Origin of the sequence: Mesorhizobium sp. M7A.F.Ca.CA.004.06.1.1, assembly GCF_003999135.1 — a bacterium.
Taxonomy (GTDB): Bacteria; Pseudomonadota; Alphaproteobacteria; order Rhizobiales; family Rhizobiaceae; genus Mesorhizobium.
This window is the reverse complement of record NZ_RZPQ01000491.1, coordinates 1-4,475: the sequence shown is the minus strand read 5'-3', so window position 1 is coordinate 4,475 and position 4,475 is coordinate 1. Positions and strand designations below refer to the sequence as shown.

Genomic DNA, 4,475 nt, shown 5'->3' with positions numbered 1-4,475 from the left:
GTCTTGAGGAACACGGCCCGAAAGGGAGGCGAGAGCAGCTCGAGGGCCGCAGTGCGGGCAGCGTCGAAAATCACCGTGCTTTACCCCCAGGTCACACCAGACACCGTCGAAAAGGCGGATGCTTCCGAGATAAGCAGAGCACGGCATGAGCGCAAGCAGGCCGGTTCTTTTGCTTTGACGCAATCCCCAATGCGCTTTTCCCGGGAAAACCGCTTCACACTTGTCCTGGAATTGCTCTACCGCGCAAATGCTGGCTTTCGAACCGGAATGGTCATGGCGGCGACCCCAGCCACGACAAAACCCATGCCCAGCCATGCCGTCGAGCCTAGGCTTTCGCCGAGGAAAAGGGCGCCGATGCCGACGCCGATCGGCACCCGCAGATAGGCCTGCGAGGTGGTGCCGACCGAACCCAACGTGTGGATGAGGCGGAAATAGATGACGAAGGCCAATGCGGTGGAAAACACCGACAGGCCGAGCAGGGCCAGAATCGACGCCGTTGAAGGCGCCAGCGTCCACGGCTGGTCGAACACCAGACTGAGGGGCACGAGGATGACGGCGCCGCACAGCATCGAACCGGCGGCAGGCAGCATCGGATCGAGACCCTTGAAGCCGCGGCCGAAAATGGCGGCCCCGGCATAGCAGATTGTTGCCGCTACGATGGCCAACTGCGCCCACAACTCGTGACCGAGGCCACCCAGTGCCTGCGTGCCGATGATGAGGCAGATGCCGGCAATGCCGGCGCCCACGCCAATCAGCTTGCGCAGCGTGACCGGCTCGTGGCGGGTGATGAGCGCTGTCAAGAGGAAGGTGAAGATCGGCGAGGTCGCATTCAGGATGGTGGCGAGGCCGGCATCGACCGAACGTTCCGCCGCGGCGATCAGGGTGAACGGGATGACGCTGTTGAGGCAGGCCTGGAAGGCGAAGCGGCGCCAGCTTGCCGCATCGCCCGGCATGGCGAGCCCGCGCCAGCGGAGGATGGCAAACAAGATACCACCGGCAATCAGGGTGCGGGCGGCGATGAAGGTGACCGGCGGGATGGTTTCGACGCCAATCTTGATGAAGGTGTAGGAGGCGCCCCAGAGCACCGCCAGCACGACGAGCAGCGCAAGGTCGGTGGTCATGTCGTTCTTTGCAGGCTCGTTCTTTGTCGGCATGGCTCGCCTTCAAACGGGATCGGGTGAGCCATGCTTGTAGGCGGTCCGGTGATGAAATGCTTCGGCCACGGTCGAATTGTCATAGCGCCTCGCGGCTGATGCGCCTTTTGCCTGTTCCGCCAAAGTTGCGTGTCACGCCCTAGGCAAACCGGTTTCAAATCGCTAGACCCGCGCCGGACCGGCGTGGCAAGAAGCCGGCTCGGGTTTTGGCGGAGATTTTGATGCCGGATTATGACGTGCTTTGCATCGGCAATGCCATTGTCGACATCATCGCCCAGTGCGACGAGGAGTTCCTCGAGACCAACGGCATCATCAAGGGCGCGATGAACCTCATCGACACACAACGCGCCGAACTGCTCTACAGCCGCATGGGTCCGGCGATCGAAGCGTCCGGCGGCAGTGCCGGCAACACGGCGGCCGGCGTCGCCAGCTTTGGCGGCCGCGCGGCCTTCTTCGGCAAGGTCTCCAACGATGCGCTGGGCGAAATCTACGCGCACGACATTCATGCACAGGGCGTCGCCTTCGACACCACGCCGCTCAAGGGCGAGCCGCCGACGGCGCGCTCGATGATCTTCGTCACCCCCGACGGCGAGCGCTCGATGAACACCTATCTCGGCGCCTGCGTCGAGCTTGGCCCTGAGGATGTCGAAGCCGACAAGGCGTCTGGCGCCAAGGTCACCTATTTCGAAGGCTATCTGTGGGACCCGCCGCGCGCCAAGGAGGCAATCCGCCAGACGGCGAAGCTGGCGCACGCAGCAGGCCGAGAAGTGTCGATGACACTGTCGGATTCGTTCTGCGTCGACCGCTACCGCGACGAATTCCTCGACCTGATGCGCTCGGGCACGGTCGACATCGTCTTTGCCAACAGCCACGAGATCAAGTCGCTCTACCAGACATCGTCGTTCGACGAGGCGCTGGCCCAGATCCGCAAGGATTGCCGGATCGCCGCCGTCACCCGCTCGGAAAAAGGCTCGGTGATCGTGCGCGGCGACGAGACCGTGGTGATCAAGGCGACCGCCATCAAGGAACTGGTCGACACGACGGGCGCCGGCGATCTCTATGCCGCCGGCTTCCTGCATGGCTACACGCAAGGCCGCGACCTGCAGACTTGCGGCGACCTTGGCTCACTGGCAGCCGGATTGGTGATCCAGCAGATCGGCCCCAGGCCCCGTCAGAATTTGCGCCGCGAGGCCGAGCAGGCGGGGCTGACCATTCCGGACGTTCAAACGAGTTAGTGGCCTACCTTCCCGTTGTGCAGGCTATCTCGCCAGAAGCGCAATCACGGAATAGGGAAATCCTGATGTCGAACATGATGAAGGCGCTTGTGAAGGCCAAGGCCGAACCGGGCATCTGGATGGAAGAGGTGCCGGTGCCGGAAATCGGCCCCAACGACGTGCTGATCAAGATCAAGAAGACGGCGATCTGCGGCACCGACGTGCACATCTACAATTGGGACCAGTGGGCGCAGAAGACGGTGCCGGTGCCGATGGTGACGGGCCATGAATTCGTCGGCACCGTTGCCGATTTCGGCGCAGCGGTCACCGAATACAAGGTCGGCCAGCGTGTATCGGGCGAAGGCCACATCGTCTGCGGCCATTGCCGCAACTGTCGCGCCGGGCGAGGGCATCTGTGCCGCAACACGCTCGGCGTCGGCGTCAACCGTCCTGGCGCCTTCGGCGAGTATCTGGCGATCCCGCAGCACAATGTCGTGCCGATCCCCGATGATGTGCCCGATGAGATTGCCGCGATCTTCGATCCCTTGGGCAATGCCGTCCACACCGCACTCTCCTTCGATCTGGTTGGCGAAGATGTGCTGGTGACCGGCGCCGGGCCGATCGGCATCATGGGCGCGCTCGTCGCGCAATGCGTCGGCGCGCGCAAAGTGGTCATCACCGACATCAACCCGCTGCGGCTGGCGCTGGCGAAAAAGCTCGGCGTCCAGCATGTCGTCGATGCCTCGAAGGAAAAGCTGCGCGACGTCATGCCAGTGCTCGGCATGACCGAGGGGTTCGACGTCGGCCTCGAAATGTCGGGCGCCGCCCCCGCTTTCCGCGACATGATCGACACCATGAACAATGGCGGCAAGATCGCCATTCTGGGCATCGCGCCGACCGGCTTCGAGATCGACTGGAACAAGGTCATCTTCAAGATGCTGCATCTCAAGGGCATCTACGGCCGCGAGATGTTCGAAACCTGGTACAAGATGATCGCGCTGGTGCAGGGCCCGCTGGATGTCTCCGGCCTGATCACCCACCGCATCGGCATCGACGATTTTCAGATCGGTTTCGATGCGATGAAGAGCGGCAGTTCCGGCAAGGTGGTGATGGACTGGTAGATGCCGCCTAGCGCAGGATTCTGTTTTTCATCAGCCATTTCACGGAGCGGGGCCATGCGTGGTTCGCACCCATGCGAAGATCGGTAAACCCCTCCGAAACATGTCTCCCGGTTTCGGCGTCAAGGATGCGAATGAACATAGTATGTTCCGTTCGGTTGACGCGCGTTACGACGCCAAGCAAGGCAAGCGACGCGCCGTGCTCCTTGGCAATCGGTCCTTCACAACCAGCGCAGTTGCGCAATCCGTGCGGCGCAGCAGCCTGTGTATCCCTCGCCGGCACATCAATTACTGTAAAGCGCCCAGACTGGGAGAGCATGTCCTTTGCAACTTGTGCCGATTCCGACAGATAGCGCCTGTCATATTCATCTGGGGGAATTATTCCCGCCCCGGCGCTCTTGTCCTCCAATTCGAAAGGGAACACTTCGATCGACATCGGCTTTGTCTGCTGGGCCTGCGCAAATGTGCACGTGCCTACAAGTAGCGTCACCAGGACACTTAAGGCGCGAATGCTCATCGTAGTCCTCCCGTCGGTGTAATGGGCATTATACGCGGCCTGACAACGCAAATCACGATCAAATCGAAAGCAATGCTATGCTTTGGCTGCGGTGGGAGTTCCCACGCAGGTTCGCTCGAACTCCGTCGTTCAGAGTGATTGGCTTGATCTTGGACTAACCCATGCTCGGGACCAGACTGGTCTCCAATGCAGCCAGTCCGCTGGTGATCGCCGTGCGCTCTTCAGCGCTGAGCCTTGCCAGCAAATCCCGTTCGAACGCCTTGGCCAGCGCCACCATCTCGCGATAGGCGGCAAGTCCCGTTCCGGTCAGCGTCAGATGTTCGATACGGCGGTCTTTTTCGTCCGGTTTTCGCGTCAGCCAGCGCCGCCGTTCGAGCTCGGCGACAGCGCGCGAAACCTTTGTCTTGTGCATGGCCGATTGCTCACCGATTGCAGACGCCGTCATCGTTCCATGCTGCCCCAGCCCCGAAAG

The 4,475-nt window shown here is 61.8% G+C and carries 5 protein-coding genes; 2 read left to right on the top strand and 3 right to left on the bottom strand.

Features of this window, described 5'->3' with window-relative positions; genetic code table 11:
* Positions 1-236 precede the first annotated feature (236 nt).
* A complete protein-coding gene (locus EN906_RS24155; RefSeq protein ID WP_127266634.1) occupies positions 237-1,154 on the bottom strand; it encodes an EamA family transporter in 918 nt (305 codons plus the stop codon).
* Positions 1,155-1,375: 221 nt separating this feature from the next.
* Between EN906_RS24155 and EN906_RS24150 the strand changes: the two genes are divergently transcribed.
* Positions 1,376-2,389 (top strand): adenosine kinase, encoded by a 1,014-nt coding sequence (locus tag EN906_RS24150; protein WP_127273102.1) that lies wholly within the window; start codon positions 1,376-1,378, stop codon positions 2,387-2,389.
* Positions 2,390-2,454: 65 nt separating this feature from the next.
* Positions 2,455-3,489, top strand: coding sequence for an L-threonine 3-dehydrogenase (gene tdh / locus EN906_RS24145; protein WP_127330661.1), 1,035 nt, complete (start codon positions 2,455-2,457; stop codon positions 3,487-3,489).
* Positions 3,490-3,496: 7 nt separating this feature from the next.
* Here tdh and EN906_RS24140 read toward each other — a convergent pair whose 3' ends face one another.
* The gene (locus EN906_RS24140; RefSeq protein WP_127269415.1) at positions 3,497-4,003 is read right to left on the bottom strand and encodes a DUF2380 domain-containing protein; all 507 of its coding nucleotides are present in this window, start codon (positions 4,001-4,003) and stop codon (positions 3,497-3,499) included.
* Between the two features lie 154 nt (positions 4,004-4,157).
* The coding region (locus tag EN906_RS24135) for a MarR family transcriptional regulator (RefSeq protein WP_127375430.1) at positions 4,158-4,475 on the bottom strand (318 nt) is incomplete at its 5' end.